Origin of the sequence: Streptosporangium saharense, from assembly GCF_014203715.1 — a bacterium.
Taxonomy (GTDB): Bacteria; Actinomycetota; Actinomycetes; order Streptosporangiales; family Streptosporangiaceae; genus Streptosporangium; species Streptosporangium saharense.
Genome location: NZ_JACHJP010000003.1, coordinates 444,761 through 471,198 on the forward strand (window position 1 = coordinate 444,761; position 26,438 = coordinate 471,198).

22 protein-coding genes are annotated in these 26,438 nt (G+C 72.4%); 16 read left to right on the forward strand and 6 right to left on the reverse strand.

All coding sequences use genetic code 11. From position 1 onward, the window contains the following. Positions 1-13: 13 nt before the first annotated feature. Positions 14-1,564, reverse strand: a complete 1,551-nt coding sequence (locus FHS44_RS18040; protein ID WP_184716074.1) for an MDR family MFS transporter — start codon at positions 1,562-1,564, stop codon at positions 14-16. Between the two features lie 81 nt (positions 1,565-1,645). Between FHS44_RS18040 and FHS44_RS18045 the strand changes: the two genes are divergently transcribed. Next, positions 1,646-2,203, forward strand: coding sequence for a TetR/AcrR family transcriptional regulator (locus FHS44_RS18045; RefSeq protein ID WP_184716076.1), 558 nt, complete (start codon positions 1,646-1,648; stop codon positions 2,201-2,203). 6 nt (positions 2,204-2,209) lie between these two features. Here FHS44_RS18045 and FHS44_RS18050 read toward each other — a convergent pair whose 3' ends face one another. After that, a complete protein-coding gene (locus FHS44_RS18050; RefSeq protein ID WP_184716078.1) occupies positions 2,210-3,151 on the reverse strand; it encodes a cation diffusion facilitator family transporter in 942 nt (313 codons plus the stop codon). A 295-nt stretch (positions 3,152-3,446) separates the two neighbouring features. On the opposite strand from FHS44_RS18050, the gene FHS44_RS18055 reads away from it, so the two are divergent. Then, entirely contained in the window at positions 3,447-4,172 is a 726-nt protein-coding gene (locus FHS44_RS18055) for a thioesterase II family protein (RefSeq protein WP_184716080.1), read from the forward strand. Here FHS44_RS18055 and FHS44_RS18060 read toward each other — a convergent pair. The 3 genes from FHS44_RS18060 to FHS44_RS18070 form a co-directional block, all read right to left on the reverse strand. Beyond that, positions 4,155-5,039: a glycoside hydrolase family 16 protein gene (locus FHS44_RS18060; RefSeq protein WP_184716082.1), complete on the reverse strand. Its 885-nt coding sequence runs from the start codon at positions 5,037-5,039 to the stop codon at positions 4,155-4,157. The two genes, FHS44_RS18055 and FHS44_RS18060, sit on opposite strands and share 18 nt — an antisense overlap. Further along, on the reverse strand, positions 5,036-7,069 hold the full coding sequence (locus tag FHS44_RS18065; RefSeq protein ID WP_184716084.1) for an acyltransferase family protein: 2,034 nt from the start codon (positions 7,067-7,069) through the stop codon (positions 5,036-5,038). The genes FHS44_RS18060 and FHS44_RS18065 overlap by 4 nt, the downstream gene beginning before the upstream one ends. Positions 7,070-7,169: 100 nt before the next feature. Beyond that, the gene (locus tag FHS44_RS18070; protein ID WP_312863701.1) at positions 7,170-8,519 is read right to left on the reverse strand and encodes a glycosyltransferase family 2 protein; all 1,350 of its coding nucleotides are present in this window, start codon (positions 8,517-8,519) and stop codon (positions 7,170-7,172) included. A 652-nt stretch (positions 8,520-9,171) separates the two neighbouring features. Here FHS44_RS18070 and bar point away from each other — a divergent pair. From bar to FHS44_RS18130, 12 genes are all read left to right on the forward strand, one after another. Then, positions 9,172-10,263 carry a barbiturase gene (gene bar / locus FHS44_RS18075; RefSeq protein ID WP_184716088.1) on the forward strand — a complete coding sequence of 364 codons (1,092 nt, stop codon included), beginning with the start codon at positions 9,172-9,174 and terminating at the stop codon, positions 10,261-10,263. A 39-nt stretch (positions 10,264-10,302) separates the two neighbouring features. Beyond that, the gene (locus FHS44_RS18080) at positions 10,303-11,772 is read left to right on the forward strand and encodes a serine/threonine-protein kinase (RefSeq protein ID WP_184716090.1); all 1,470 of its coding nucleotides are present in this window, start codon (positions 10,303-10,305) and stop codon (positions 11,770-11,772) included. 17 nt (positions 11,773-11,789) lie between these two features. Then, positions 11,790-14,582, forward strand: coding sequence for an AfsR/SARP family transcriptional regulator (locus FHS44_RS18085; protein WP_312863702.1), 2,793 nt, complete (start codon positions 11,790-11,792; stop codon positions 14,580-14,582). A gap of 81 nt (positions 14,583-14,663) precedes the next feature. Next, positions 14,664-15,269: a hypothetical protein gene (locus FHS44_RS18090; RefSeq protein WP_184716094.1), complete on the forward strand. Its 606-nt coding sequence runs from the start codon at positions 14,664-14,666 to the stop codon at positions 15,267-15,269. Further along, positions 15,253-15,813: an OmpA family protein gene (locus FHS44_RS18095; RefSeq protein ID WP_184716096.1), complete on the forward strand. Its 561-nt coding sequence runs from the start codon at positions 15,253-15,255 to the stop codon at positions 15,811-15,813. The genes FHS44_RS18090 and FHS44_RS18095 overlap by 17 nt, the downstream gene beginning before the upstream one ends. A 32-nt stretch (positions 15,814-15,845) precedes the next feature. After that, a complete protein-coding gene (locus FHS44_RS18100; protein ID WP_184716097.1) occupies positions 15,846-16,400 on the forward strand; it encodes an SseB family protein in 555 nt (184 codons plus the stop codon). A gap of 33 nt (positions 16,401-16,433) precedes the next feature. Beyond that, positions 16,434-17,162 (forward strand): prepilin peptidase, encoded by a 729-nt coding sequence (locus tag FHS44_RS18105; protein WP_184716098.1) that lies wholly within the window; start codon positions 16,434-16,436, stop codon positions 17,160-17,162. A gap of 84 nt (positions 17,163-17,246) precedes the next feature. Continuing rightward, positions 17,247-18,425, forward strand: coding sequence for a chorismate synthase (aroC, locus tag FHS44_RS18110; RefSeq protein WP_221460933.1), 1,179 nt, complete (start codon positions 17,247-17,249; stop codon positions 18,423-18,425). Positions 18,426-18,447: 22 nt separating this feature from the next. Continuing rightward, positions 18,448-18,951, forward strand: a complete 504-nt coding sequence (locus tag FHS44_RS18115) for a shikimate kinase (RefSeq protein WP_184716099.1) — start codon at positions 18,448-18,450, stop codon at positions 18,949-18,951. After that, positions 18,948-20,024, forward strand: a complete 1,077-nt coding sequence (aroB, locus tag FHS44_RS18120) for a 3-dehydroquinate synthase (protein ID WP_184716100.1) — start codon at positions 18,948-18,950, stop codon at positions 20,022-20,024. The genes FHS44_RS18115 and aroB overlap by 4 nt, the downstream gene beginning before the upstream one ends. A gap of 22 nt (positions 20,025-20,046) precedes the next feature. Then, the gene (aroQ, locus tag FHS44_RS18125) at positions 20,047-20,478 is read left to right on the forward strand and encodes a type II 3-dehydroquinate dehydratase (protein WP_184716101.1); all 432 of its coding nucleotides are present in this window, start codon (positions 20,047-20,049) and stop codon (positions 20,476-20,478) included. After that, positions 20,478-21,242 (forward strand): SGNH/GDSL hydrolase family protein, encoded by a 765-nt coding sequence (locus FHS44_RS18130; protein WP_184716102.1) that lies wholly within the window; start codon positions 20,478-20,480, stop codon positions 21,240-21,242. Before aroQ ends, FHS44_RS18130 begins: the two co-directional genes overlap by 1 nt. Here FHS44_RS18130 and FHS44_RS18135 read toward each other — a convergent pair. Next, positions 21,239-23,278 (reverse strand): ATP-dependent DNA helicase, encoded by a 2,040-nt coding sequence (locus tag FHS44_RS18135; protein WP_376771602.1) that lies wholly within the window; start codon positions 23,276-23,278, stop codon positions 21,239-21,241. The two genes, FHS44_RS18130 and FHS44_RS18135, sit on opposite strands and share 4 nt — an antisense overlap. A gap of 266 nt (positions 23,279-23,544) precedes the next feature. Between FHS44_RS18135 and FHS44_RS18140 the strand changes: the two genes are divergently transcribed. After that, on the forward strand, positions 23,545-24,792 hold the full coding sequence (locus FHS44_RS18140) for a hypothetical protein (protein WP_184716104.1): 1,248 nt from the start codon (positions 23,545-23,547) through the stop codon (positions 24,790-24,792). A 62-nt stretch (positions 24,793-24,854) separates the two neighbouring features. After that, entirely contained in the window at positions 24,855-26,438 is a 1,584-nt protein-coding gene (locus tag FHS44_RS18145) for a Na+/H+ antiporter (RefSeq protein ID WP_184716106.1), read from the forward strand.

The window sequence follows — 26,438 nt, forward strand, 5'->3', positions numbered from 1 at the left end:
TCTTCGTGTTCCGTCAGCTCGCGTCGGTGGGGGCGCTGCGCGCGGAGCGCAGCGGCAGCTCCTTGAGCATCAGTGCCGCCAGCGCGGCCAGTACGGCGATCGGCACCCCGACCAGGAAGACGGTGTTGATGGCCCGGGTGAAGGCCTCCAGGATCACGTCGAGCACCGGGGCGGGCAGGTGGTGGATGGCGGCGGGGGAGCCCAGGCTCGGCGTCGCGCCCCCGGTCAGGGGCAGGTGCGCGGCCCTGGCCAGGGAGACCAGCTCCGAGGTGAGCCGGTTGGACAGGATCGCGCCGAACGCGGCCACGCCGACCGCGCCGCCGAGGGAGCGGAAGAACGTCACGCCGGAGGTGGTCGAGGCCATGTCGGCGCGGGTGACGGCGTTCTGCGCGGCCAGGATCAGGATCTGCATGGAGGCGCCGAGCCCGACGCCGAGGACTGTGATGTCGACGCCGACGACCGCCAGTGAGCTGTCCACGTGCAGCCGGGAGAGCAGGAACAGGCCGAGGCCGACCAGCAGCATGCCCGCCACGGGGAAGGCCTTCCAGCGGCCGGTCCTGGTGACGAAGCGGCCGGTCACGATGGAGGAGGCCAGCAGGCCGAGCACCATGGGCAGCGTCATCAGGCCGGAGGCGGTCGGGCTCATGCCCTTGACGATCTGCAGGTACTGCGGCAGGAACATCAGTGCGCCGAACATCGCGGCGCCGACCAGCAGCGAGGCCAGGCAGGTGAGCACGAAGGTGCGGTTGCGGAACAGGTGCGGGGGCAGGATCGGGTCGGACGCCGCGCGTTCGGCGACGACGGCCAGGCCGAACAGCACCAGACTCAGCGCGCCGAGCCCGTAGGTCCAGCCCGAGCTCCAGGCGAACTCCTTGCCGCCCAGGGACAGCAGCAGCATCAGCGCGGTCGTGCCGCCGGTGATGAAGGTCGCGCCCCACCAGTCGACCCTGGCCTGCCGGTGGGACGGCGGCAGCTTGAGCACCTTCTGGATGACGAAGAAGGCGACGACGGCCAGCGGCACGCAGATCCAGAATGTCCAGCGCCAGGACATGTTGTCCACGACGAATCCACCGATGAGCGGCCCGGCGACTGTCGAGACGCCGAAGACCGCGCCGATGTAGCCGGAGTAGCGCCCCCGCTCCCTGGGCTCGACCACGTCACCGAGGATGATCTGCGGCAGCGCCGCCAGGCCACCGGCGCCGATGCCCTGCACGGCCCTGGCCGCGATGAGCTGGCCCATGTCCTGGGAGAAGCCAGCGGCCACCGAGGAGAGCACGAAGACGAGCAGGGCGGCCTGGAACATGAGCTTGCGGCCGTACAGGTCCGACAGCTTGCCCCACAGGGGGGTCGAGGCCGTCATGGTCAGCAGCGTCGCGCTCGCCACCCAGGCGAGCTGCTCCTGACCGCCGAGCGTGCCGACGATCGTCGGCAGCGCGGTGCCCACCACGGAGGTCGAGATCATCGACGTCAGCATGGCGAGCATCAGGCCAGCCAGGATCTCCAGCACCTGTCTGTGGGTGAACCTCGGTGCCGCCTCGGCCTGGACCTGTTGTTCGGTCAGCATGGACCATCCCCCAATGTATGTACGATACACATGAAGTTAGTAGACGCTTGTTTACCCGTCAAATCTGGAAGGAATGGAAAAGTGGACGAGATACGGCGTCGTGACAGGGAAGGCACAAGGTGCCGCATCCTGGACGCCGCTCGTCGTCTGTTCGCCGAACTCGGCTACGACCAGGTGACGATGCGGCTCATCTCCGCCGAGGCGGGGGTCAACATCGCCCTGATCAACCGCTACTTCGGCACGAAGCGGGACCTGTTCGCCGAGGTGCTGGCCGTACGGGGACGGTTCCCCGGGGTGCTCGACGTGCCGCGCGGGCAGTTGCCGCGGCGCCTGGCCGAGTACGTCGCCGACCTGCTCGGCTCCCGGGAGGAGGGGCCGGTGCTGGCGACGCTCAGCCGCTCGACGGTCTGCCCGGAGATCCACGGGATCGTCGCCGACCGGGTCCGTTCGGCGATCCTGGAGCCGCTGGCCGCGCGCCTGCCCGGTGAGGACGCCGCCCTCGGGGCGACCGCCGCGACCGCGCTCATCGCGGGCGCGGGGACGCTGCGTCAGCTCTTCGGCCCCGGGGTGTTCGACGAGGAGGGCAGGGAGGCCGTGGTCGCGCGGCTCACGAAGGTCTTCGAGGCCTGCCTCGGGTGACCCCGGTCAGGCCGATCTCTGGCGGCCCGCGGCGATCCGGCAGGCGTTGCCCGGGACGTGGTCGACCTGCAGCGTGCTGTGGTCGATGTGGAAGCGCTCGTGCAGCAGGTCGGCCAGCTCGCGGCGGACCCGGTGGCAGTCGCCGCCGGGGGCGACGGTCACGTGCGCCGACAGCGCGGACAGCCCGCTGGTCACGGTCCACACGTGCAGGTCGTCCACCCTGGTCACCTCGGCGTGGGCGGCGATGGCCGCGTTCACCTCGGCGGGAGGAGCGCCGTGGGGCGCCGCCTCGAACAGGATGCGCCCGGCGTCGCGCAGCAGGCCGTACGCCGCCTTGCCCATCAGGGCCGCGACGACCAGGGCGGCGATGGCGTCCGCCCTGCTCCAGCCGGTGAGCCAGACGATCGCCCCGGCGACCGCGGTCGCGACGAAGGCGTACATGTCGTTGAGGATGTGCTGGAAGGCGCCCTCGACGTTGAGGCTGCTCCGGTCGGCCCTGGCGATGAGCCAGGCCGCCGTGGCGTTGACCGCGATGCCGACCAGCGCCGTGCCCAGGACCAGCGTCCCCGTCACCTCCGGCGGGTGCAGGAGCCGCCGGACGCCCTCGTAGACGAAGTAGACGACGAGCGCCACGAACGTCAGCCCGTTGATCGCGGCGGAGAGGATCTCGGCGCGCTTCCAGCCGAAGGTGTAGGCGCCGCTCGCGGGCCTGGCCGCCATGCCCATCGCCACCAGGGCCAGCGCGATGGAGGCCGCGTCGGTGAGCATGTGCCCCGCGTCCGAGATCAGCGCGATGGAGTTGGCGATGACGCCGACCACGACCTCGGCCGCCATGAAGGCCGTCAGCAGCGCGAGCGCCGCGACCAGGTAGCGGCGGTCGGAGTTCGCCCCGTGTCCATGCCCGTGCCCGTGCCCGTGGCCATGCCCATGGCCGTGTCCGTGACCCATCCCGAGATCCGCCTCATCAACACTTGAACAGTTGCTCAGACGTTAAGCAAGGTAAGCCTAACAGAGCAAGATCTGAAGCGCGGAGGCACCGGCAGGACAGGAAATGCGCGACCCGCACAACACTGTTTCCCCACCCGTCACCCCGGAATCCCGGCGTACCCGCGGTGTCCCGTCCCGGCCATCCGAGGACGGCACATGTGGCCATCCCCCTCGCGTGCGCCGTACCCGGGAGGCGATCATTGAAGGGACCCCCCGAGTCCACAGGATCGGGTTCACAGCACCGGAAGGAACCGACATGACCTGGCTGCGTCCCCTCAAGCCCAGGCCGAGGGCCACCACGCGGCTCATCTGCTTCGCGCACGCGGGCGGTTCGGTCACCGCCTACCGCGACTGGCCCGACCTGCTCCCCGGATCCGTCGAGCCGTACGGCGTGCAGCTCCCGGGCAGGGCGGACCGGTTCGGCGACCCCATGCCCGCCGACATCCACGAGATCGTCGGCCACGTGGTCGAGGAGATCCAGCCCCTGCTCGACCGGGACGTCGTGCTGTTCGGGCACAGCATGGGCGCGACGATCGCCTACGAGGTCACCAGGGTGCTCGAAGCCAGGGGAAGCGGCCCCGTCCGGCTGTTCGTCTCGGGAAGCGCCGCGCCGCACGAGCCGAGACGCAGGCGGGAGATCTCCTCCTTCGACGACGAGACCTTCCTGGCCGAGCTGACCAAACTCGGCGGTACAGAACTGGAGATCCTCTCCCACCCGACGATGCGGGAGATCGTCTTCCCCTACATCAGGGCCGACTTCCGCCTGATCGAGGACTACCGCCACACCCCGGGGCCCGCGCTGCGCACCCCCGTCTCCGTCATCGTCGGCGACGCCGACCCGGTGGTCACCCCGCTCCAGGCCAAGGAGTGGCAGGCCCGCACGACCTCGGGCTTCTCCCTGACGATCCTGCCCGGCGGCCACTTCTACCTCCAGCCCCAACGCGCCGCGGTGGTCGCCGAGATCCTAAAGAGGATGGGTTAGGGGTTTGGTTTTGACCGAGACGTAGTCGATGAGCATGGGGCGGCCCGGGAGGGTGGTTGGGGTTGGGCCGCCGCCGAGGGCTTCGGGGAGGCCGCCGCCGATGGCGACGTTCAGGATCAGGAAGAAGCCGTGGGCCGTCGCCCTGCGCCAGGTCTGCTGGTCCATCCGGGCGGCGGCGACGGTCAGGACCGGGGTGTCGTCGAGATACCAGCGGATCTCCTTCTCGGAGATCTCGACGGCGTAGCGGTGGAAGCTCCCGTGACAGGTCGGGCAGGGCCGCTCGCCGGAGCCGATGCCGGACGGCTCGCCGCACGGCCCGCCCGGCATCACCCCGCAGTGCATGGCGGCCATGACCGCAGGGCGGCCGTTGACCGCCTCGACCACGTCGATCTCGCCGATGGCGGGCCAGCCGGTGTAGCCGTCGCGCAGCGGGGCGCCGAGCATCCAGAACGCGGGCCAGTAGCCCGCGCCGTCCGAGGGGGTCACCGCGGGCAGCTGGATCCTGGCCTCGACCCGCAGCACACCCCCCGGCGGGGGCCTGAAGTCGGAGCGGGTGGTCTCGACCCGGCCGGACGTCCAGGCGCCCTCGCGCAGCAGGGGGGTGATGGCCAGGTTCCCCGCGCCGTCGAGGGAGACGTTCTCCGTCGAGTCGGTCATGGTCTCGATCTCCCCGGTGCCCCACCGGGGGGCGGGGCAGCCGGGGTAGCAGGTGCCGAGGTCGTGCAGCCACCCCGAGGGCAGCGGGGACCCGGCGGCCCCGGAGAAGTCGTCACGGAAGATCTCGGTCCAGCGCGCCTCCTGGCCGGGCCCCGAGCACCCGGCCAGGAGGACGATCAGGGCGAGGAGCACCCGGGCGGCGGGCCTCACAGCACCGTGGGGATCAAGTCGAGGTCCTCCAGATCCTGTTCGAGCCGGGGGGCGAGCCGTACCGCGAGCGTGTCGGTGATGTGCGCGTCGTCGCGGTAGAGCACGATGCCGTCGAGCGCCGCGGGGCAGGTGTCCGGCCCAGGGGGGCACAGCAGCGGCGTCACGTCCAGCAGGCGGACCCCGGGCCGGTCCCCGGCGGCGATCTGCTCGGCCAGCGGGTCGGGACGCAGCCCCGCGGCGCGCGGGAACGCGCAGCTCGGGACGGGAGCACCGGACAGGCAGGCGGGCACGTCCTTGCCGGGCAGCGGCGTGTCACGCAGGTAGACCAGCGAGGCGCCGAGCCGCGACAGCGGGGTGAGAGTCGCGTCCCAGGCACGGGTCAGCGCGGCCCTGTCGGTGGTGTAGGCGTTGAGCGAGGCCACCAGGACCAGCCGGGGCGGGGACTCGGCGGCCAGCCGCTTCAGCGCGTACTCCCGCCAGGCGTCGCACTCGCGGTACTCCCTGCCCAGCCGGGGATCGACGACCGTGAGCCTGGGCAGCGGGCAGCCGGGCTTGGTGAGGACCTCAAGGGCCCATCCTCTCCGTACGGCGACGCGCTCCGCGGCGGCGAACCACTGGCCCGCGTGGGAGTCGCCGATGAGGACGACCCTGTCCTTGGAGGCCGGGTTCCCGAACAGGCACGGCGGGCTCGTCGTCGCGGTCAGCGCGATCTCGCAGCCCTGAGACTTGGGGAAGTCGGTCCTGGCCTGCGCGGGCGTCGGGCGCAGCGCCGTACCGGGTGCGCCGGGAGCCTCCGCCGACCGCGCCACGGTGGCCGTGGTGGTCGTGGCGCCCTGCACGATCCCGCCGTTGAGCAGCAGGGCCGCGGCGACGGGGACGGCCATCGCGCTGGTGCCCAGGGCCAGGCCGTGCCGGGGCAGCGCGGCCACGACCCGCGACATCCGCAGCGGCCGTTCGACCAGCCTCAGCGTCAGGGCGGCGGGAAGCGCGCAGGCCAGCACCAGCGCCAGCCGTACCGGCCATGACTGTTCACCCAGCACGGCCTCGGTGAGGACCAGGACCGGCCAGTGCCACAGGTACCAGGAGAACGACAGGCGCCCCGCGAGCCGTACCGGCGCCCAGGACAGCGCCGCCGAGACCGGGGAGCGGAACATGATGACCGCCGCCGTGCCGAGCGTGGGAACCAGGGCGGCCGTCCCCGGGTAGGGGGTCTGCGGACCGAGCGCCACGACCGACCAGGCGATCGCGGCGGCCCCCGCCAGTCCGAGTGCCCCCGAGGCGACCCGCAGGGAGAAACGCGGAGCGTCCCGGCGGCCCTCGCCGCCGCCGGGACGGGCACCGGGAAGCTGGCCGTACGGCGTGAGCAGCGCGGCCAGGGCACCCACGCCGAACTGCCAGGCGCGGGAGGGGGAGGACAGGTAGGCCAGCGGGGCGCTGGTGCCGGTCCACCACAGGGAGAGTGCGAACGAGACGCCGGTCAGCGCCACGACGGCTACCGCGACCGCGGGCAGGGGGCTGCGGCCGAGACGGCGCGCGACCAGCACCAGGACCAGCAGCAGCGGCGCCCACAGCAGGTAGAACTGCTCCTCGACGGCCAGCGACCAGTAGTGCAGCAGCGGGCTCGGGTCCCGTGCCGCGGCCAGGTAGTCGGTCTGCCCCGCCACGAAACGCCAGTTGGCGAGGTACAGGGCGGCGGCGACCACGTCACCGGCGACGTCGGTGCCGCGCAGCGGGGGCAGCAGCAGCCAGGCCCCCGCCGTCGTGGCGAGCAGCACGACCCCGGCGGCGGGCAGGATGCGCCTGGCCCGCCTGGCGTAGAACTCGGCAAGCGAGAAACGGCCCCGCGCCGAGACGTCGCGCAGCAGCAGACCGGTGATCAGGAACCCGGAGATGACGAAGAACACGTCAACCCCGGCGAACCCCCCGGCCATGCCGGGCACGGTCGCGTGGAAGGCGAGCACGGCCAGGACGGCGACCGCTCGCAGCCCTTCGATGTCCGGCCTGAAGCCGAGACGGTAGCGCGGGGTCATGGCAGCAGCGGCGGCAGTACGGCGAGACCCGAGGCGAGCAGCACGCCGAGCGTCAACAGGACGGTGATGGCCAGGGCCTCTGGCCAGCGCAGACGGTGGTTCATCGGAGGATCCTCCACAGATCACGGATGAGGGGGAGGGCGACGTAGGTGGTGCCGGCGGCGAACAGGGTCAGCGCCCAGTACTCGCCCCAGCCGTAGACGGGCGCGCGCAGCGCGATGCCGATCCAGGTGGCGCCCGTGGTGAGGGTCAGCCAGACGAAGGCCATGCGGGCGACTGTCGAGACCAGCGTGCTCTTTCCCGCCGCCGCGCCGCTCGGCACCCACGCGGCGGCCTGGTTGCGTACGGCGTGCACGATGGAGATCAGGTGACAGTAGGCGTACAGGGTCTGGGCGCGGGTCACCTCGAAGCGCCAGCGGCTCACCGAGACCGTGGGCAGCAGCACCAGCGCCACCCAGAGCGGCCCCACGAACGGGATCATGTGCCACGCCCTGACCTCCTGCGGATAGAAGGTGAGCATGACGAGGCCCGGCAGCGGGACTGCCGCGATGTTGGCGGCCGAGACGAAGTAGCTCAGGAAGCCGCTGTAGTAGGAGAGCCGGACCCGCCACGACATCGGCGTGCGGTGGAAGTCACGGTCGAACAGCAGGCTCATGCAGCCCATGGCCCAGCGGTACTGCTGGGCGATGTAGGAGGCGACGTTGTCGGGGGACAGGCCCTTGGCCAGCAGCACCGGGACGTACTTGGTGCGGTAGCCGTGCTTCATCAGCGCGACGCTGGTGTAGATGTCCTCGCTGTGGTCGATCTTGGGGAAGCCGCCGATCTCCTCAAGCGTCGAGCGCCGGTAGACCACGTTCGTGCCCACGCAGATGGCGCCGCCGTCGGCGTCCCTGGAGGGCTGCAGCCAGCGGTAGAACATCTCCTGGGCGGCACCGGCCGTACGCTGCAGCCAGGGCATGTCGGCCGTGGTGTCGAAGTACTGCGGCGACTGGGCCACGGCGATCCCCGGGTCCTCCAGATAGGGGACCAGGTGGGAGAGGAAATCGGGTCTCGGGCAGAAGTCGGCGTCGAATACCGCGACCACCTCGCCCGAGCTGATCGACAGGCCGTGGTTGAGGTTTCCGGCCTTTTTCAGATATCCCTGGTCGGGCCGCGCGCTGTAACGGAAGCCATGCCGTACGGCCAGCTCCTCGACTTCGGCGCGGGCGGCGTCGTCGAGCACCCAGACCGTGACTGGACCGTTCCATAGCAGTGCGCCCACGTGGCGGAAGGTGTTGCGCAGAATCTCCATGGGCTCGCCCCTGGTCGGCAGGAAGACGTCCACCGACGGCAGGTGGGCGGGCCGCCAGGAGCGTACGAGCAGCTCGTGCGACTCCCAGGTGGTCAGCCGCTGACGCTGCCCGTCGACGAACGACATCGTCCATCCGGCGAGGTTCAGCAGCAGGGCCACGAAAAAAGGCCACAATGCGGGATGGCGCATGGAGAATAGGAAAAGCGTCCCCGTGGTGAATGTCAGGGAAAGGGGAACCGACAGAAGTACCCAGCGCTTCTGCGGACCAAAATATAGTTTCAGCTCGTCGTCGGACGGAGGCTGTGGAAGGTGTTGATCGGCCTTGTCAGGAGGCGCGTCAAGTAATGCGAGCATGCGGAGAACCCCGTTTTCTCAGCTGCGTGGCGCGGCTCGTTTTCCACCGCGGACCCAACTGTAAACAAAGTTATTGGTGCCGCGTGCGCGGGCAGATGAGCCGGTGGGAAACGCGACGTTAACTGAACGCCATTCTGTGCTGTGAAATATCCGCCGATGTTCTGAGAAGTGGTGATATGTCCAATTCATCGGATGTTCGGATGTGTTGGAGATCACAAGATCTTCAAGGGTGGGTTCGCGCCGCATGGTGAGCGCCGGGAAACAGGACGTGATCGCCAGGCGGGAGAGCGATTGCTGATCGCGGAAAGTGCAAACGTGCACATCGCCTGATCTCGCATCGCGAACGGGGAACCGCTCTCCCGGGAGGCCGGTGCCCGGCCCCACCCGGTGGGTATCGCAACCCCGACCGCCGAAGTCGCTCGACAAAAGGCGACAAAAGTATCGAAAGGTGGCAGGAATGCCGGAACCCATCGAAGTGCGCAAGGTGGCCATCGAGAGCGTGACGGACGCCTCCGGGCTGTCCCGGCTCATCGACGACGGGGTGATCGAGGCGCACCGGGTCCTCGCGGTGATCGGCAAGACCGAGGGCAACGGCGGCGTCAACGACTACACCCGCATCCTGGCCGACCGCGCCTTCCGCGAGGTGCTCGCGGACAGGGGGCACCCGGCGCCCCAGGACGTCCCGCTGGTCTGGTCGGGCGGCACCGACGGCGTGCTCAGCCCGCACGCGACGATCTTCGCGACCACGGCGGACGCCGAGCCGAGCCAGGAGCCGCGCCTGAGCGTCGGCGTCGCGATGAGCGAGGTCATCCTGCCCGAGGACATCGGCCGTCCCGCGATGGTGGAGAAGGTCGCCGCGGGCGTCAGGAAGGCCATGGAGGCCGCCGGGATCGACGACCCCGCCGACGTCCACTACGTCCAGACCAAGACGCCCCTGCTCACCCTAGCCACCATCACCGAGGCCAGGTCCAGGGGACAGGACGTGGTCACCGAGGACACCGGCCCCTCGATGGACATCTCCAACTCGACGACAGCCCTCGGCGTGGCCGTCGCGCTCGGCGAGATCGAGAAGCCGACGGCCGAGCAGATCCACCGCGACCTGTCGCTGTACTCCTCGGTCGCCTCCTGCTCCTCCGGCGTCGAGCTGGACAGGGCGCAGATCGTCGTCGTCGGCAACGTCAGGGGCATCGGCGGGCGCTACCGGATCGGCCACTCCGTCATGCGGGACGCGCTGGACGCCGACGGCATCTGGGAGGCCATCCGGTCCAGCGGGATCGACCTGCCGGAGCGCCCGCACCCCTCCGACCTGGACGGCAGGCTGGTCAACGTGTTCATGAAGTGCGAGGCGGACCCCTCCGGCCGGGTCAGGGGCAGGCGCAACATCATGCTCGACGACTCCGACGTGCACTGGCACCGCCAGATCAAGGCCACGGTCGGCGGCGTCGCGGCCAGCGTCACCGGCGACCCCGCCGTCTTCGTCTCGGTCGCCGCCGTCCACCAGGGGCCCAGCGGGGGCGGTCCGGTCGCCGCCATCGCCGACCTGGGGTGAACATCCTGAATGCCGGTGTTTGACCGTAGGGTGACTCCGGTGAACGCGATCGGCGGATACGTGCTCAGGCGCGAGCTTGGCCGGGGTGGCATGGGCGTGGTGCACCTCGCCACCACCCCGACCGGTGGCCTGGCCGCGGTGAAGGTGATCCATCCGCGGCTCACCCACGACCCTGACTTCGTGCGGCGCTTCGAGCGCGAGGTGGCCGCGGCGCGCAGGGTGGCCAGGTTCTGCACGGCCCCCGTGCTCGACGCCGGGATCGAGGGGGAGACCGCCTACCTCGTCACGGAGTACGTCAAGGGGCCGAACCTGGCGCAGGCCGTACAGGAACAGGGGCCGCTGACCGGCGCGAACCTGGAGGCGCTCGCGGCCGGGATCGCCACGGCGCTGCACGCCATCCACGAGGCCGGGGTGATCCACCGCGACCTCAAGCCGTCGAACGTGCTGCTGTCGCCGCTCGGCCCCCGGGTGATCGACTTCGGCATCGCGCGGATCGTCGGCGACGACAGCCTGGCCAGCCAGGCGATCCTGGGCACGCCCGCGTTCATGGCGCCCGAGCAGGTGCGCGGCGAGCCGCTGACGCCCGCGGCCGACGTCTACGCCTGGGGCGGGGTGATCGCGTTCGCGGGCACCGGCCGCCTGCCGTTCGGCGGGGGCTCTCCCTCCGAGGTCCTGTACCGGATCGTCAACGAGGGACCCAACCTCGACGGCCTTGAGGACCGGATGCGCGCCGTCGTCGAGCGGGCCATGGCCAAGGACCCCGGACGGCGGCCGAGCGCCGCGCAACTGCTGGGCGAGCTGATCGGCGGCAGCCCGACCCCGGCGACCGCCACCCAGGTCGTCGAACGCTCCTGGACCGCCCCGGAGAAAACCAGGCGCCGGTGGCCGTGGATCCTGGGCGCGGCCACCCTCGCCACGGCCGTGGCCACAGGAGCGGCTTTCTATCTCGGCCGCCCGGAGTTGCTGCCCTACCACGCCGACTTCGGCGACTCCTGGGCGGTGGGCGTGACCGAGGGCGGCCGGAGCGAGCGGGACGGCACCGCCTACGTGCTGACCGCCAACCCCGGCTGGCGGCTGTGGAAGTCGGCCCCCCGCTCCGGTGAGTCCGAGGACGGCGTCGTGGTCAGCTCGGCGGCCAGGCTGGAGAAGGGGTCGGGGGAGTTCGGCGTGTGGTGCCGCGGTGACCTGGGCACCGGCGACCGCTACGAGTTCACGGTCACCGGCTCCGGCACCGCCTCCATCGTCAAACGGAGCGCGGGCCGGGGCACCGTCCTCGCCGGACCGGCCCAGGTGGCGAAAAAAGGCGACAACCGGCTCGTCGCCCGGTGCGGGCAGCGGGGCGCGGGAGCCGCCCTGAGCATGTGGGTTGACGACGTCCTGGTCGCCGAGGCCGTCGACACCCGCGATCCGTACGGCCCCGGCGCGAGCGGCGTCCACGCGGCCCCGGACACGGCGGAGGCGGTCCGGGTCAGGTTCGCCTCCTTCGACCTCAGCGGGCGGAAGGGCTGAGGACGGTGCGGTTCTGCGTGCTGGGACCGCTGCGGGTCCTCGACGGGGAACGCGACCTGACCCCGGGGCCCGCCAAGCACCGCGCGCTGCTGGCCGCCCTGCTGCTGCGGCCCGCGCGTCCGGTGGCCGTCGAACGGCTCATCGACGAGGTGTGGGACGGGCGGCCGCCCGCCTCCGCGGAACCGGTGCTGCGGGTCTACGTCAGCGCCCTGCGCAAGGTGGTCGAGGGGATCCGCACCGTGCCGGGCGGCTACCTCCTCGACGTCGATCCCGGCCGGGTGGACGCGCACCGGTTCGAACACCTGGTGGCCGAGGCCAGGCGGGCGGGGGAGGCGGGCAGGAGGGCCGAGGCGGCAGAGGGGCTGCGCGAGGCCCTCACGCTCTGGCGGGGACCCGCCCTGGCCGACGTCGAGTCCGACACGCTGCGGCGCGCGCACGCCGTACGCCTTGAGGAACTGCGGCTGACCGCGGTCGAGGAGCGGGTCGAGCTGGACCTGACGCTCGGCAGGGGCGCGCGGGTGGTCGGGGAGCTGCGCGCGCTCGTCGCGGCGCACCCGCTGCGGGAACGGGCCTGGGGGCAGCTCATCGCGGCCCTCGACCAGGCGGGACGCAGGTCCGAGGCACTGGGCGCCTACCGGGAGGCGCGGCGGCTGCTGGTCGAGGAACTGGGCCTCGAACCGGGGGAGGACCTGCGCGCGGCGCACGAACGCGTGCTGACGGGCTCCCCCGCGCCACGGACCGTGCCGAACGAGACACCTCCCGACATCGCCGACTTCACCGGACGCGAGCACATACTGGAGTGGATCCGAGGATCGGTGCCGAAGGCCGGAGGCGCCCCCGTCCACCTGGTGCTGCACGGTCCGGCGGGGGTGGGCAAGTCCGCGGTCGCGGTCCACGCGGCCACCGCGCTCGACCTCCCCGACGGACGGCTGTACGCCTCGCTCGGCACCAGGACGCCCGAGGCGGTGCTTGAGGATCTGCTGCGCTCGGTCGGCTGCCCCGAGGCGGCGATCCCCGCCGACCTGGACGGGCGGGTCCGCCTCTACCGCAGCACGGTCGGCGGGCGGCGCCTGCTGGTGGTGCTCGACGACGCGGCGGACGAGGCCCAGGTGCGCCCGCTGCTGCCCACCGGGCCCGGCTGCGTGACGCTGGTGACCAGCCGCTCGCCGCTGCCCGGCCTTGAGGCGGCCCGTGCCCTCGAACTTGACGTGCTCGACCGGGACGAGTCCGTCGCGATGCTCGCCGGGGTGGCCGGGGAGCATCGCGTCCGCGCCGAGCCCGAGGCGGCGGCGCGCGTCGCCGAACTGTGTGGCGGGCTGCCGCTCGCGCTCAGGATCGCCGGGTCCAGGCTGGCGCGGCGCCCCGGCTGGACCCTCGCGCACCTGGCGGGGCGCCTTGGGGACGAACGCGGACGCCTGGACGAGCTGAGCGCGGGCGACCTGGCCGTGCGCGGCAGCCTGGCGCTGGGCTACCGCGCCCTCTCGGAGCGGCAACGCCTGCTGCTGCGCCGTCTCGGCGCGCTGTCCGCCCCCGACGTCGCCCCGTGGGTGGCCTCGGCGCTGCTCGGCGGGCCCGCCGAGGAGACCCTCGACGCGCTGGCCGGGGCGGGCCTGCTGCAGGCCCGCGGTCTGGACCCCGCGGGCCAGGAGCGGTACGGCTGGCACGACCTGACCAGGCTCTACGCGGCCGAACGCCTGGCCGAGGAGGAGGGGCCGCCCGCCGGGGTCCTGGCCGCCGTGGCGCCGGAGATCCTGGAGCGCGCCCGGCGCGCCAGGACGCTGCTCCTGCCCGCCGAACCGGGTTCCGGCCTGACCCTGGCCCGTACGGCTGAGCAGATCACGGCTCCGGAGACCGCGCTGTTCAGGGAGTCGGCCCGCTGGCTCGCCGCGGAACGCGGGTTCCTGGTCGCGACAGTCGCCGACGCGCGGCGGGCGGGCCTGGACGAGGTCGCCTGGCGGCTCGCCTTCTACCTGACGCCCTTCTTCGAGCTGGGCGCGCACCGCGAGGACTGGCGCTCGACCGTCGAGGAGGGGCTGCGGGCCGTACGGCGCGCGGGGCACCGGCACGGTGAGGCACTGCTGCTGAGGTCCCTGGCCGACCTGCACCGGGTCGAGGGCCGTCTCGCGGACGCGGCCGAGACGTTGCGGCTGGCGCTCACGCTGGCCGAGACGGGCGAGGTGGCCCGCACCCGCTACCGGCTCGGCCTGGTCCACCTCGCGCAAGACCGGCTGCCCGAGGCGCAGGCGTGCTTCGTGGCCTGCCTGGCGGCCTTCTCGGCGGCGGGGGACCGGCGCGGCAGGGCCGACGCGCTGCGCGCCCTCGGTGGGCTGCGCCGGGAGCCGGACCTGCTGTCCAGAAGCCTGGAGGCCTACCGCGAGCTGGGCGACCCGAGGGGCGAGGCGGCGGTCTCGCTCGACCTCGCCGGACTGCTCCTGGACGCGCGGCGGCTCCGGGAGGCGCGCGGGCGGGCGGAACACGCGCTCGGCCTGGCCAGACGCCTCGGGGACCGGCTGCCCGAGGCCACGGCGCTGGTGGTCCTGGCCGGGATCGCCCTGGCCGAGGGCGGCCCGGACGTCGCGAAACAGAGCGCCCGGCAGGCCCTGGAGACGTTCCGCGAGCACGGGGACCGTGGGGGAGCCGCGCGGGCGACGCTCGCCCTGGCCGAGGCCGCTTTGGGGCTTGACGAGATTGATGAGGCGTTTGATGGATTAACGCGAGCTATGGGAGAGTTTGACGCTCTTGGTGATGGACGGGGCCGCGCCATGGCCGAGAAGCTCGCCGCCGAGGTGCGACGCCGCCGGGGCGTATAGCGCGCTATACGGGTTCTGAAGGTGGCCCGCCTACGGTCGAGGCCGAACGTGAACCACAACGGGGCAGGGGTGGAAACCAGGATGAGAAGAGGGATCACACCGGCGCTGGCCGCCACCGCGCTGGCGGCCGTGCTGAGCGGGTGCGGGATGCTCCCCGGGCAGTCCGGGCAGCAGGGCGGCGGTGGTGAGGAACGACAGCCGCTCTCCGCCGCCTCGACCACTCCCGAGGAACGAGCCACGGAACAGGCCCCCGAGCAGCCGGACGCGCCCGTCGAGCGCGAGAGGACGATCGCCGCCAGGGAGGTCAGGTCGGGCGGCGCCAAACTGGTGGTGCGGATCACCGGTCTCAAGCGGCAGGGCAGGCTGGCCATGCTGACCTGGACGGTCACCAACGAGGGCGACACCAGATGGCAGATGACCAGCAGCCTGGGGGACACCCCCGGCGGCCTCGGGCTCACCGTCGCGGGGATCGGCCTGGTCGATCCGGTCAACGGCAAGCGCTACGTCGTCGCGCGCACCGGCGACTACCCCAAGGTCACCTGCCTGTGCTCCGACTACGACGTGTTCACCGAGCCGGACGAGGTGCTGCCGCTGAACGCGACGTTCGCCGCCCCGCCCCCGGACGTCACGAAGATCAACGTGGATCTCAAGGTGCTGGGTGTGTTCGCCGATGTCCCGATCTCCTGAACGCCTCACGGCCCTGGCGCTCACGTTCGTCCTGGTCGCGGGGCTCCCGGTGACCGCGTGGGCCGACGAGGAGCCCACGGCCGGGGTCGAGGAGATCGTCGCCCCGGTCGAGGACATCGTCGCCGAGGTCGAGTCGCTCGACGGCGCGGAGAGCGAGTCGAAGCGCGGCGAGGAGGTCACCGTGGCGCTCACCAGCGACGTGCTGTTCGCCCTCGACAAGGCCGTACTGACCTCCGGGGCGAAGCAGCGCCTGCGGCGGGTCGCCGAACGGATCAGGGCCGAGTCCGCGGGCGGGCAGGTCAGGATCGAGGGGCACACCGACGACCAGGGGAGCGACGCCTACAACGACGCGCTCTCGCTCAGGCGGGCCCAGGCCGTACGGCAGGCGCTGCAGGCGGCGCTCGCGGGCACCGGCACGACCCTGCTGGCCAAGGGGTTCGGCGAGTCCAGGCCCAGGGTTCCCAACGTGGTCGACGGCGCCCCCGTCGAGGCGAACCGCGCGAAGAACAGGCGGGTCGAGATCGTCTTCGCCGCCGCCCGGTGACCCTCCGGTCGGCGCGGGTAGGCTTCGGATTCGTGCCGAGCATTCCCCAACCCCTGGTCCCCGGCGACGACGGCTCAGCCGACGCCGCCGTCTCGTCCGCGCTCGCCGCCTTCTCCGCGGGTACGGCCGACGCGGGTACGGTGATGGCAGCCCTCGGCGGGGCACGGCTGCTCGTCCCGGTCGTCGCCCTGCTGACGGAGTCCGAGGTCGGCGAGCACGGGCTGCGGCAGGAGAAGGAGAGCGAGATGGCCCTGCCCAAGCTCGTCGGCAAGGACGGCAGGCAGGCGGTGCTCGCCTTCACCGGGACCGGCCCGCTGAAGCTCTGGCGCCCCGACGCCCGCCCGATCCAGGCGACGACCCCGCAGGTCTGCCAGGCGGCGGTGCACGAGGACGCCGCGGCCGTCGTGGTGGACGTCGCGGGCCCGGTGCCGTTCGTGATCGAGGGAGCCGTCCTGCGGGCGTTCGCCGCGGTCGGGTCGGGGACCGTCGACCAACTCGGCCAGGAGAGCCCCGAGGTCACCGTGGCCAGGATGGAGCAGGCAGCTCCCCGGCGCCGCCGCCTCGGCTGGCCCCTTTTCGGCCGCTAGGCTGCGGGCCGTGAACGGCTTCACGAGCACCCGGTGAACCCGCTGCCCCTCGCCGCCGCCCTGGCCGGGCTGCCGCTCGGGTTCTGGGCGAGAGAGCTGGCCATCCGCCACGCGGTCGGCGAGGACGCCGCCCCCGGGCACGCCTGCCCGCACTGCGCGGCACCGGTCGGCGGAGGTCTCGCCGCGTCCGTACGGCTCGCGGCCGGACGCTGCCCCGGCTGCCGGGCACCGATCGGGCCGCCGCCGCTGGTGGCCGAGATCCTCACCGCCGCCGCGCTGGCCGTCCTCGCCCTGCGCCGCCCCTGGCCGGAACTGGCCGCCTACGGCTGGCTCGCGGCCGTCGCGGTCGCCCTGATCATCGTGGACGTCGCCGTCCACCGGCTGCCCGACCGGCTCACCGCCGCCGCCTTCCTGGGCACCGTCACCCCGCTCGCGGTCGCGGCGCTGACGCGGGAGGGCGCCCCGGGGCTGGCCAGGGCGCTGCTCGGCGGCCTGGTCCTGACGGGCGTCTATCTCCTGCTGTTCCTGGTCAACCCCGACGGCATGGGGTTCGGCGACGTCAAGTTCGCGGCGGCGCTGGGCACCGCGCTCGGCTGGCTCGGCTGGGACGCGCTGCTCACCGGCGCCTTCCTCGGCTTCCTCGCCGGAGGCCTGTACGGCGGAGCGCTGGTGGTCACGCGCGGGGCGGGACGCGGCGGTGAGATCCCCTTCGGCCCCTTCATGGCCGCGGGCGCCTTCGCGGTCATCCTCACCGGTCCCTGAAGATCTCGGACGTCCACGGACACGCCCGTCTCAACCAGTGAGCCTCGGCCATTCCAGTGGGCGGCACATGGAAGACTTGTCACCATGTTGCGCTGGTTGACCGCCGGAGAATCCCACGGCCCCGAGCTCGTCGCGATCCTTGAGGGCCTGCCCGCAGGGGTGGAGGTGACCACGGCCGACATCGACGGGGCGCTGGCCAGGCGCCGCCTCGGATACGGACGCGGCGCCCGGATGAAGTTCGAGCAGGACGTGGTGAACATCGTCGGAGGCGTACGGCACGGCCGTACACTCGGCAGCCCCGTCGCCATCCGCGTCGGCAACACCGAGTGGCCCAAGTGGGAGACCGTCATGGCGGCCGACCCGGTCGATCCCGAGCTGCTCGAAGGACAGGCGCGCAACGCGCCGCGCTCCCGGCCCAGGCCCGGCCACGCCGACCTCGCGGGCATGCAGAAGTACGGCTTCGACGACGCCCGCCCCGTGCTCGACCGGGCCAGCGCCCGCGAGACCGCCGCCAGGGTCGCCCTCGGCCAGGTCGCCCGCTCCTTCCTCAAGCAGGCCCTCGGCGTCGACATCGTCAGCCACGTCGTCTCCATCGGGGAGGCGCGGGCGACCTCGGGCGTCCTGCCCGGCCCCGACGACATGGCGGCCGTGGACGCCGACCCGGTGCGCTGCGCCGACCCTGAGGGCAGCGCCGCGATGGTCGCCGAGATCGACAAGGCCCACAAGGACGGCGACACCCTCGGCGGCGTCGTCGAGGTCGTCGCCTACGGCCTGCCGCCGGGCCTGGGCAGCTACACCCACTGGGACCGCCGCCTCGACGCCCGCCTCGCCGCCGCGCTGATGGGCATCCAGGCGATCAAGGGCGTCGCCGTCGGCGACGGCTTCGAGACCGCCCGCCGCCCCGGCTCCCGGGCCCACGACGAGATCGAGAACACCGCCGACGGCGTCCGCCGCATCACCAACCGCGCGGGCGGCGTCGAGGGCGGCATGACCAACGGCGAGCCGCTGCGGGTCAGCGCCGCCATGAAGCCGATCTCCACGGTGCCCAGGGCCCTGGCCACCATCGACGTGCTGACCGGCGAGGCCGCCAAGGCCCACCACGAGCGCTCCGACGTGTGCGCCGTACCCGCCGCCGCGATCGTCGCCGAGGCGATGGTCGCGCTGGTCCTGGCCGACGCCGCCGTGGAGAAGTTCGGCGGCGACTCCGTCGAGGAGGTCGCCAGGAACCTGTCCGGCTACCTCTCCTCGATGGTGATCAAGTGAGCGCGCGAACCGAGGAGGCACGGTGAGTCCCCGCGTAGTCCTGGTCGGCGCCCCCGGCGCCGGCAAGTCGACGGTCGGCCACCTGCTCGCCGAACGGCTGGGGGTCGCCTTCCGCGACACCGACGCCGACGTCGAGGCCACGGCGGGCAAGCCGGTCGGCGACATCTTCGTCGAGGACGGCGAGGAGCACTTCAGGGAGCTTGAGGCGCGGGCCGTACGGCTGGCGCTGGCCGAGCACGACGGCGTGCTGTCCCTGGGCGGCGGCGCGGTGCTGGCCGAGGCGACGCGCGAGCTGCTCGCCGGGCACCCCGTGGTCTACCTGGAGGTCGGCCTGGCGCAGGCGGTGCAGCGGGTCGGTCTCGCCTCGGCGCGGCCGTTGCTGGTGCTCAACCCGCGCAGTCAGCTCAAGAAGCTCATGGAGGCCCGCCGCCCGATCTACGAGGGCCTGGCCGTCCTCACCGTGGCCACCGACGAACGCGACCCCGAAGAGGTCGTTGAAGAGATCGTGAAGGGAGTCGGGTCGTGACGACCTCCAGGATCAAGGTGTCCGGGGAGACCCCGTACGACGTGGTGATCGGCACCGGGGTGCTCGGCGAGCTTCCCGCCCTGCTGGGTCCCGCGGTCCGCACGGTCGCGGTGGTCCACCCGGAGAGCCTGCCGGAGATCGCCAGGCCCGTGTGCGGGGCGATCGAGGCGGCCGGTCACCAGGTCGTGGCGCTGCCGGTGCCCGACGGCGAGCAGGCCAAGACGGTCGAGGTGGCGGCCGGGCTCTGGTCGGCCTTCGGCGCGCACGGCGTCACGCGCTCCGACGCGGTCGTCGGTGTCGGCGGCGGGGCGACCACCGACCTGGCGGGCTTCGCCGCCGCCACCTGGCTGCGCGGCGTCAAGGTCGTGCAGGTGCCGACCACGCTGCTGGGCATGGTGGACGCGGCGGTCGGCGGCAAGACCGGGATCAACACCCCCGAGGGCAAGAACCTCGTCGGTTCCTTCCACCCCCCGGCGGGCGTGCTGTGCGACCTGGCCACGCTGGTCTCGGTGCCCCGCGACGACTACGTCGGCGGCCTCGCCGAGGTCATCAAGGGCGGCTTCATCGCAGACCCGGTGATCCTCGACCTCGTCGAGGACGACCCGCAGGGGGCCAGGCACCCCGAGGGGCGGCACACCCGCGAGCTCATCGAGCGCAAGGTGCAGATCAAGGCAGACGTGGTCGGCGCCGACCTGCGCGAGGGCGGCCTGCGGGAGATCCTCAACTACGGCCACACCCTGGCCCACGCCATCGAGCGGGCCGAGGGATACCGGATCCGCCACGGCGAGGCCGTCGCCATCGGCATGGTCTACGCCGCCGAGCTGTCCCGCCTGGACGGGCGTATCGGCGCCGCCGTCGTCGAGCGGACCCGCTCCATCCTGACCTCCGTGGGGCTGCCCACGGCCTACCGGCGCGACGCCTGGCCCGAGCTGCGCGAGCACATGCGCCTCGACAAGAAGAGCCGGGGCGCGAAGCTGCGCTTCGTCGTCCTGAACGACCTGGCGAAGGTCTCTCCCCTTGAGGACCCGCCGGAGGAGCTGCTTGAGGCCGCCTACGAGGAGATCGCCCGGTGAGGGCGGCGCGAGAGGTGATCGGATGAGACCCGTCTACGTGCTCAGCGGACCCAACCTGTCGAGGCTGGGCACCAGGGAGCCCGACGTCTACGGCGCGGAGACCCTGGCCGACCTCGCGGCGCTGTGCCGGGAGACCGGCAGGGAGCTGGGCCTGTCGGTGGACGTCAGGCAGACCGACGACGAGGCCGAGATGATCTCCTGGCTGCACGAGGCGGCCGACGCCAGGATCCCGGTGGTGCTGAACCCCGCGGCGTTCACCCACTACTCCTACGCGCTGCGCGACGCCATCGCCCAGCGGACCGCACCCCTGGTCGAGGTGCACATCTCCAACCCGGCCGCCCGCGAGGAGTTCCGGCACAACTCGGTGGTCGCGGGCGTGGCGACCGGCACGATCGCGGGCTTCGGGCTGAGGTCCTACGTGCTGGCGCTGCAGGCCGTGGCGGAGCTGGGGTAGTGGCCTACCGTTCCTTCGTCGCCCTCGGCGACAGCTTCACCGAGGGCCTGAACGACCCCGGCCCCGACGGCGTCGCAGGACCCTTCAGGGGCTGGGCCGACCGGGTCGCCGAACGGCTGGCCGAGCTCGAACCGGACTTCCGCTACGCCAACCTCGCCGTGCGGGGCAGGGTGCTCGGCCAGGTCGTCGAGCAGCAGGTCCCCAGGGCCGTCGAGATGCGGCCCGACCTGGTCAGTCTCTGCGCCGGGGGAAACGACCTGCTCCGCCCCGGCTGCGACCCGGACGCGCTGGCCAGGCGCCTGGCGGGAGCCGTACGCGACCTGAGGGCCACCGGCGCGCAGGTGCTGCTGTTCACCGGCGTCGATCCGCGCGACACCCCGATCATGCGCCGCGCCCGCGGCACGTTCGCGATCTTCTACATGCACATCAGATCCATCTCCGACCTGTACGGCTGCCGCCTGGTCGACCAGTGGTCGATGCAGGGGCTGCGCGACTGGCGCGCCTGGAGCGAGGACCGGCTGCACATGAACGCCGAGGGGCACCGGCTGGTCGCCGCCAAGGTGTGCGACGTCCTGGGCGTCGAGTGCGCCGACGACTGGCGCAAGGAGTGGCCGTCGCGCGGGCGGGTCACCGCGGGGCTGCGGCGCCGCGAGGACGTCAGGTGGGTCCGTGAGCACCTCGGGCCCTGGGTGGTCCGCCGCCTGCGCGGCCGTTCTTCAGGTGACGGCCTCGACCCGAAGCGCCCCGACCTCCTCGGTTTCTAGCTTTTCGCGAGGCGCCTGAGCGCGTCGCGGACCTTGCCCGGGTCGTTGGTCGGCCAGAAGGGCGGCAGCGAGTCGCGCAGGAAACCGGCGTAGCGGGCGGTGGCGAGCCGGGGGTCGAGGACCGCGACCACGCCCTTGTCGTGCTGGCTGCGCAGCAGGCGGCCCGCCCCCTGGGCCAGCAGCAGGGCGGCGTGAGTCGCGGCGACCGACATGAAGCCGTTGCCGCCCCTGGCCGTCACGTGGCGCTGCCTGGCGGAGCTCAGCGGGTCGTCGGGACGCGGGAACGGGATGCGGTCGATGATGACCAGCCGCAGGGAGGGGCCGGGCACGTCCACGCCCTGCCACAGGGTCAGGGTGCCGAACAGGCAGGTCGGCTCGTCCTCGGCGAACCTCTTGACCAGCAGCATCGTGGAGTCGTCGCCCTGGCAGAGCAGCGGCACGCTCAACCGGTCACGTAGCGCCTCCGTCGCGGCCTTGGCCGCCCGCATCGAGGAGAACAGGCCGAGCGTGCGGCCCCCCGCCGCCTCGATCAGTTCGGTGATCTCCTCCAGGTAGGCCTCGGGCAGACCGTCCCGGCCGGGCTGGGGCAGGTGCTTGGCGACGTAGAGGATGCCGCTGCGCGCGTGGTCGAAGGGGGAGCCGACGTCAAGCCCTCGCCAGCCGTCTTTTTCGCCCTTGCCGTCCCCCGAGCCGAGACCCCACTGGCGGGCCAGGCCGTCGAAGGCGCCGCCGAGCGCCAGCGTCGCCGAGGTGAGGACCACCGTACGGTCGCCGAAGAGCTTGTCGCGGAGCATCCCGGCCACGGTGAGCGGGGCGATCCGCAGCACGGGCGGGCGCCGGTCGGTCGCCGCGTCGAGCCAGACCACCTCGGCCCGGTCGGCCTCCTCGGCGTGACCGAAGGCGTCCAGCATCCGCTGCGCGGTGTCGTGGACCTCGTCGAGCGCGGTGAAGGCCGCCTTGCGCAGGCCCGCGCCCTCCGGGTCGTCCTTGTCGCCGCCGGACCTGGGGCCGAGCGCCGTGACGCAGGCCCAGGCCGCGTCGCGCACCAGGGCCAGAGTCAGCCCCAGCACCGGAGGCAGCTCGTCGAGACGCCCGGCGGGGGCGACGGCCAGCAGGTCCTTGAGCTGCTCGCCCGCCTCCATCAGCCGGTCGGAGACCGACTGCTCGATCAGCCGCCCGACCCGGCGCACGGTCACCGAGATCATGGTCTCCGACAGCTCGCCGCTCACCACCGAGGTGACCCGGTCGACCAGCTCGTGGGCCTCGTCCACCACGACCACCTCGTGCTCGGGCAGCAGGGAGAAGTCCTCCATGGCGTCGATGGCCAGCAGCGCGTGGTTGGTGACGACGACGTCGGACTCTCCGGCGCGGGCCCTGGCCAGCTCGGCGAAGCACTCCGGGCCGCTCGGGCAGCGCGCCGCGCCGAGGCACTCGCGCGAGCTGACGGAGAACTGCCGCCAGGCCTGCTCGTTGACGCCGGGCACCAGCTCGTCGCGGTCGCCGGTCTCGGTCTCCTCGGCCCACTCCTGGATGCGCTGGACCATCCGGCCTGTCGCGTTGACCTCGCGCGGGTCGAAGAGCTGGTCCTGCTCCTCCTCGGGCCAGCCCGCCGCGGCCTTGTAGCGGCACAGGTAGTTGCGGCGGCCCTTGAGGATGGCGAAGGTCGGCTGGTGCGGCAGCTTGGGGGCGAGCGCCTCGGAGAGCCGGGGCAGGTCGCGGTCGACGAGCTGGCGCTGCAGCGCGATGGTCGCCGTGGAGACGATCACGGCGCCCTTCGTGGTCATCGCGTGCCGGATCGAGGGGATCAGGTAGGCCAGGGACTTGCCGGTGCCGGTGCCCGCCTGGACGGCGAGGTGGTCGCCGGAGGAGATCGCCTGCTGGACGGCCCTGACCATCTCGACCTGGCCGGGGCGCTCGACGCCGCCGACCGCCTCGACGGCGGTGCTCAGCAGCTCCTCGACCCGGGGCAGGTCAGGCGTGGTCGCGGGGACCGTCGCGGGGGCGTCTTCGGCGGTGGTGATCGAGTCGGTCGGCACGACAGCCAACCGTACCGGCTTCCCCCGACAGACGCGGCTGGCTCCGGTGAGTCACCTCACGTGCGCATCCCGGTATTCCGGGACGCGGGGCTCGCGACGCGTGGCAGACTTGGCTGGATCAATCCGGATCACCGTCCCCGCAGGGTCAAAGAAGATCGTCCATTCCGGTGTCGCCGCGGTGGGAGATGGGGATGGAAAGACCGGTTCGGTAGGGTTTTCCGGGGTTGAGTGGACGAATAAAGGCTGGTTAAAGCACTATGTCCTCTATGTCGGAAGTTGTCCCCTTGCCGTCGTTCGGTGAGGTGTTCTTCGACGAGCGTGGCCAGGAGCGGGTGCTCCGGGTCACCTGGCACGAAGGCACCCTGGTTCTGAGCCTGTGGCGTGGCGAGATGTGCACCGCCAGTTTCCGCATGCCCATGAACGACGTCGGCCGCCTGGTCGACACCCTCGACGAGGGATTCGTCGAGGCCGGGGGGCAGTACCCCGACGAGGTCGGCGAGCCCGCGGGCCAGGGCGGCGCCTACCAGGACCCCAACGGCTTCCCCGGCACCGGGCAGTACGCCAGGCCGGTTCCCGAGGACTACGCGAGCCCGCCGCAGTACGCCGACCCCGCCGCCACCCAGGTCGTCCCCATGGCGGAGGAGCCACGGCCCGCCGCGCTCAGCCCGACCGACGTGCTCGTCGCCAGGGGGACCGTTCCGCCTCCCCCGGTCCAGCAGCCCCCGGCCGGATACGGTCCCGACGGCGTGGTGCCCCGCGAGAACATGATCGTCAACGACAGCCTGGCCTACGGTCAGCCCGCCGAGCAGGCCGGTCACGGTCAGGCGGAGCCGGTCTACCAGATGCCCGGCGACCTCTACCCGCCCCAGCAGCCCGCCTACGGGGGAGCGGCCCCTCAGGGCTACGGCGCCCAGGACTACGGCACCCCGCCCCAGGACCCGTACGGCACGGCCAGGCAGCCCGACCCGTTCGCCACTCCCGCCCAGCAGCCGGACCCCTTCGCCCAGCAGCACCGCCCCGACCCCTACGGCGCCGCTCCTCAGCAGCCTGTCGATCCGTACGGCGCCGCGCCCCAGCAGCAGCCTGTCGATCCGTACGGCGGCGCGCCCCAGGGGCAGCGGCACGCCGACCCCTACACGCAGGCGGGCATGACCGACCCCTCGGGTTTCACCGCGCCCTCCTACAACGCCCCGCCGAGCAGCCCGCCGCAGCCCGACCCCTACGGCGGCTATCCGCCCCCGGCGCAGCCCGATCCCTACGCCTTCGGTGCCCGGCAGGCGGGCCATCCCGCCGACCTGCGCGACCTGTACGGCGCGCCCGGCTACCAGGAGCAGCAGCCGCAGCAGCCCGCCTACCAGGAGCCGCCCGCCTACCAGCAGGACGTCGATCCCTCCGACCCGCTGGGCATCTTCGGCGGCCAGCAGCAGGAGAGGCGCTCGCGCTCCCGCTCCCAGGACGCGCACTCCACCGGCGAGCGGCTGCGCCCCGACCGCGAGGAACGCCGCGACTGGTGACCTGACAGGTCATGGAAAAGGTCATCCCGTAGTCTGATCACCCGAAACGGGTGAGGAGTGGGATGAGCCAGGCGTCCGCCGTGCAGCTTCTGGTCGTTCCGATCATCGCGATAGCGGTGGCGGCCGTGGCCAGGCGCAGGGGATGGCCGTCGCCGCTGCTGCTGGTGCTCGCCGGGCTGGTGCTCTCACCGTTCGTACCCGGCTACCAGCTCGACCCCGAGCTGGTCCTGCTGGTCTTCCTGCCGCCCCTGCTCTACTCCGCGGCCATCGACAGCTCCTACATGCGGCTCAAGGCGGTCCGGCGGCCGGTCGCGCTGCTGTCGATCGGGCTGGTGCTGTTCACCACCTTGGTCATCGGCTGGGTCGTCCACCTGCTCCTGCCGTCGCTGCCGCTGGCCGCCGCCTTCGCGCTCGGCGCGATCGTGGCGCCGCCGGACGCGGTGGCCGCCGTCGCGGTAGCCCGCAGGCTCGGCCTGCCCCGCAAGGTGGTCACGATCCTGGTCGGGGAGAGCCTGTTCAACGACGCGACCGCACTGACCGCCTACCGGGTCGCCGTCGCCGCCGCGATGGGGGAGGGGATCAGCTGGCTGGACGCCACGGGCCGCTTCCTCTACGCGGCGGCGGGCGGCGTGGTCGTCGGGCTGCTGCTCGCCTGGTGCCTGGCCAGGATCCTGCTGATGCTGCGGGACGCCCTGGTCGAGAACACCGTGATGCTGCTCATCCCGTTCGGCGTCTACCTCGCCGCGGAGGCCGTGCACGTCTCCGGCGTGATCGCCGTGGTGATCGTCGGCCTCTACGTCGGCCACCGCATGCCCCGCGCGGGCTTCGGCACCCGGCTGCTGTCCGGCGCGGTCTGGCGGGTCGCCGACTTCTTCCTGGAGACGATCGTCTTCGCCCTGATCGGCCTGCAGCTGTGGCCGATCATGAGGGAGCTGCGGGGCGCCGACCCCTGGGCGCTCGCGGGCATGGCGGTCGCGGTCTTCGCCGCCGCGGTGCTCTCCAGGGCCGTCTGGGTCGTGCCCAGCATCTATCTGCCCCGGATCCTGTCCAGGGGAGTGCGCAGGAACGAGCCACGGGCGCCGTCGTGGCGCAACGTGGTCATCGTCAGCTGGGCCGGGATGCGCGGCGTCGTCTCCCTCGCCGCCGCCTTCGCCGTCCCCCCGGACTTCCCCGGGCGGCCGACGCTGCTCTTCCTCACCTTCGTCGTGGTGATCGGCACCCTGCTCATCCAGGGGCTGTCGTTCCCCGCGCTCATCAGGCGGCTGCGGATCTCCAACCGGGAGGAGGTCTTCAACGACAACCTCACCGAGGCCGCGGCCCAGCAGGCGGCCGCCGCGGCCGAGCTGGCCCGGCTCGACGAACTGGTCGCCGAGGGCATGGACGAGGTGCACAGGGAGGTCGTCGAGCAGCTCAGGGCGCGGGCCGAACGCCGGGCACTCACCGCGTGGGAGCGCCTCGGCGGTGGCACGGGGCCCAGGGGAGAGGAGACGCCGAGCGCCGTCTACCGGCGTCTTCGCAGAGAGATGCTCGCCGCGGGCCGCGAGGTGTTCGTGCGCCTGCGTGACGAGGGACGTCTCGACGACGAGGTGCTCAACAGGGTCATGCACGAGCTCGACTTCGAGGAGGCGACCCTGGAGCGGGACTGA

Bases quoted from the DNA above. Each gene is read 5' to 3' on its own strand.
- FHS44_RS18040 (WP_184716074.1), bottom strand. From the start codon at position 1,564: ATGCTGACCGAACAACAGGTCCAGGCCGAGGCGGCACCGAGGTTCACC.
- FHS44_RS18050 (WP_184716078.1), bottom strand. From the start codon at position 3,151: ATGGGTCACGGACACGGCCATGGGCATGGCCACGGGCACGGGCACGGG.
- FHS44_RS18055 (WP_184716080.1), top strand. From the start codon at position 3,447: ATGACCTGGCTGCGTCCCCTCAAGCCCAGGCCGAGGGCCACCACGCGG.
- FHS44_RS18065 (WP_184716084.1), bottom strand. From the start codon at position 7,069: ATGACCCCGCGCTACCGTCTCGGCTTCAGGCCGGACATCGAAGGGCTG.
- bar (WP_184716088.1), top strand. From the start codon at position 9,172: ATGCCGGAACCCATCGAAGTGCGCAAGGTGGCCATCGAGAGCGTGACG.
- FHS44_RS18090 (WP_184716094.1), top strand. From the start codon at position 14,664: ATGAGAAGAGGGATCACACCGGCGCTGGCCGCCACCGCGCTGGCGGCC.
- FHS44_RS18095 (WP_184716096.1), top strand. From the start codon at position 15,253: ATGTCCCGATCTCCTGAACGCCTCACGGCCCTGGCGCTCACGTTCGTC.
- aroC (WP_221460933.1), top strand. From the start codon at position 17,247: ATGTTGCGCTGGTTGACCGCCGGAGAATCCCACGGCCCCGAGCTCGTC.
- aroQ (WP_184716101.1), top strand. From the start codon at position 20,047: ATGAGACCCGTCTACGTGCTCAGCGGACCCAACCTGTCGAGGCTGGGC.
- FHS44_RS18140 (WP_184716104.1), top strand. From the start codon at position 23,545: ATGTCGGAAGTTGTCCCCTTGCCGTCGTTCGGTGAGGTGTTCTTCGAC.
- FHS44_RS18145 (WP_184716106.1), top strand. From the start codon at position 24,855: ATGAGCCAGGCGTCCGCCGTGCAGCTTCTGGTCGTTCCGATCATCGCG.